Source organism: Microcystis sp. CS-574 (assembly GCF_028329095.1).
Classification (GTDB): Bacteria; Cyanobacteriota; Cyanobacteriia; order Cyanobacteriales; family Microcystaceae; genus Microcystis; species Microcystis ichthyoblabe_A.
The window spans coordinates 1-2,901 of record NZ_JAQMSY010000052.1; the positions used below are offsets into that span (position 1 = coordinate 1).

The 2,901-nt window shown below is 44.1% G+C and carries 2 protein-coding genes; one reads left to right on the forward strand and one right to left on the reverse strand.

Annotated elements, in window-relative coordinates; genetic code table 11:
- Positions 1 to 59 precede the first annotated feature (59 nt).
- Positions 60 to 896 carry an acyl-ACP--UDP-N-acetylglucosamine O-acyltransferase gene (lpxA, locus tag PN470_RS03695; RefSeq protein ID WP_036401272.1) on the reverse strand — a complete coding sequence of 279 codons (837 nt, stop codon included), beginning with the start codon at positions 894 to 896 and terminating at the stop codon, positions 60 to 62.
- Between the two features lie 150 nt (positions 897 to 1,046).
- Between lpxA and PN470_RS03700 the strand changes: the two genes are divergently transcribed.
- Complete coding sequence (locus PN470_RS03700) at positions 1,047 to 2,366, forward strand: four-carbon acid sugar kinase family protein (RefSeq protein WP_272103701.1); 1,320 nt, start codon at positions 1,047 to 1,049, stop codon at positions 2,364 to 2,366.
- Positions 2,367 to 2,901: the final 535 nt, after the last annotated feature.

Here is a 2,901-nt window from a genome sequence, read left to right on the forward strand (position 1 = left end):
ACACCCCACACCCTACACCCCACACCCCACTTTCCACACCCTGTTCCTCAATAAAAAAATTATTTCCCCGGAATTAAACCGCGACGTTTTTCTCCGGTGGTAGAGGATTGTAAAAATTGACAGAGATGTTGAACATGGGGGTTATCGGTTAAGAGAGAAACTTGTTCTAAAGCCTCCTGAAGATTTATATTAGAACGATAGATAATCCGAAAAGCTTTTTTGAGTAAAGCTAAATCTTCATCGGTAAAACCGGCCCTTTGTAAACCGACTAAATTAAGAGTTCGCACGCGACAGGGATTGCCTTCCACTAAAGTAAAAGGGGGAACATCGCGATCAATACGACTCATTCCTCCTAACATGGCCATTTTGCCAATATGAACAAATTGATGTACTCCTAAAACCCCCCCGATAACTGCTTTTGATTCGATCTGAACATGACCAGCCAAGGCGACACTATTAGCGATAATAATGTTATCTTGCAAAATACAATTATGGGCAACGTGAACATAGGCCATTAACAAATTATTACTGCCAATTTGGGTAACTTCTCCCGTATCCGTGGCGCGATTAATCGTGACAAACTCGCGAATTTGGTTATAATCACCAATTTCTACGCTACTTTCGCCCCCTTTATACTTTAAATCCTGTGGTTCATTACCAATAACAGCCCCAGAAAAAATATGATTACCCTTGCCAATTTTGGTCGGACCTTCAATGACCACATGGGCATCAATAATTGTATCAGCTTCAATTTCCACATTGGCCCCGATCACAGCATAGGGACCAACTTTAACCTTGGGATCAAGTTTTGCCGACGGATGGATAACCGCAGTGGGGTGGATTAACGTATTCAAAGGGAAGTCTCCCGCGCTCAACTTCGTCACTGTATGAATCATGGTATAGCTTATCCTATATTGGACAGATTGTGATCAAGATTGATAGCGGTTGCTTAGGGAGGGGACGACTTTAATGGGGAACCAGAACCCGATAAACTATTAACCAGATTCTCTTAATTCCCCCGTCCCTCCCATCCTGATAAAAAATATATGAGCAATAATAGACCTAAAATTATAGTCTTAGATGATGACCCGACAGGTTCCCAAACAGTCCATAGTTGTCTGTTATTGATGCGGTGGGATGAAGATACTCTCCGCTTGGGATTGGCAGATAATGCGCCAATTTTCTTTGTTTTGACCAATACTCGCGCTTTAACCCCCGAAAAAGCCGAGTCTGTCACCAGAGAAGTCTGTCATAACCTGAAAACTGCCTTAACTAAAGAGGGAATCGAGGATTTTTTGGTGGTTAGTCGTTCCGATTCTACCCTGCGCGGGCATTATCCGATCGAAACTGATGTTATTGCCGAAGAATTGGGCGGTTTTGATGCTCATTTCCTGATTCCAGCCTTTTTTGAGGGAGGGAGAATCACTCGCGATAGTATTCACTATTTAATCATCGATGGCGTTCCCACTCCCGTCCACGAGACGGAATTCGCTCGCGATTCGGTTTTTGCCTACCACTATAGTTATCTGCCGGATTATGTGGAGGAGAAAACGCAAGGTAAAATTAAAGCAGATGATGTGGAAAGATTTTTACTGGCAGATATCCGTCAAGGTAGTTTAGAACGACTGCAAAAGCTCAAAAATAATCAATGTGGGGTGGTAGATGGGGAAACTCAAGCGGATCTCGATCGCTTTGCTGAAGATATTTTAACCGCCGCAGGGGAAGGAAAAAAATTTTTATTCCGTAGTGCCGCCAGTATTTTAACTTCTTTGGCTAATTTAGGAACTCAACCGATCGCACCCGAATCTATGGGTAAGTATAAGCCCACGGGGGAAGCCGGGGCAATTATCGTCGGTTCCCACGTCAAAAAAACTAGCCAACAATTAGATAAACTGCTTCAACAACCCAACACCGTCGGAGTCGAAATCGATGTGACGACATTGCGCGATCGTCCTGAGCAACGAGAGCAACTCCTAGCACAAGCTCTGGAAAAAGTCAAGCTTATTCACAAAAATAAACAAACCCCCGTGATCTATACCAGTCGGCAAGAGTTAACCTTTGCTTCTGTGCAGAAACGCCTTGATTTTGGGGTTGCCGTCTCCACCCTGTTAATGGACATTGTTAAGGGTTTACCCAGTGATATCAGTTTTTTAATCAGTAAAGGCGGTATTACCTCGAATGATGTCTTAAGTACGGGTTTAAGCCTGCAATCGGCCCGTTTACTCGGTCAGATTCTCCCCGGTGTCTCCATGGTCCGTACAGCAGCCGATCATCCCCTCTTTCCTAATTTACCTGTGGTTCTTTTCCCGGGTAACGTTGGTGATGTCCGAGCTTTAGCCACAGTTTATCAGCGTTTGTGTCAATAGGAGGCAATCAGTGATCAGTGAGCAGTGAGCAGATGTGAGTTTTCAGTTCACTGCTCACTGAAAAAAGCTCCCCAATTCATAATTCTGGTGGTGATTCGGTAGTAAGCTGTTAAGCATTTAAATTGCTTGTTGAGACGAGGCAAGAGGCAAGAGGCAAGAGGCAACAGTAAAGGGATTGGGGGAGATTCGGCTAATCTTAAGAATAAGTGCTTTAAATGCGTCTTAGCTTAGTGATGGCGGCTTAATCCTTTGCCTTGCTGTGCATTGTGGTCATGGATAAAATACCAAAGGGTTCCCCCAGGTGATTCTCCATTTTTTTAGAGAAAGATAGACTCTCTCTCACCAGCCAAGAAATCCTTAGTCGAAAGGTATTATTTAATCTTTCAATAACTGGACTTCCCCGTTGACAAAAAGCCATAAGGGACTTGCGCTTTGATAATGTACCTTTTGGGCGAACGCAGTTCGCCCCTACATTGTGGACAAAATCCGTTACTGTAGGGGCGCAAAGCTTGCGCCCTCCGATCGATTGGGATAT

Excerpts from the sequence above, each read along its gene's own strand:
- lpxA (WP_036401272.1), bottom strand. The coding sequence starts at position 896 with ATGATTCATACAGTGACGAAGTTGAGCGCGGGAGACTTCCCTTTGAAT.
- PN470_RS03700 (WP_272103701.1), top strand. The coding sequence starts at position 1,047 with ATGAGCAATAATAGACCTAAAATTATAGTCTTAGATGATGACCCGACA.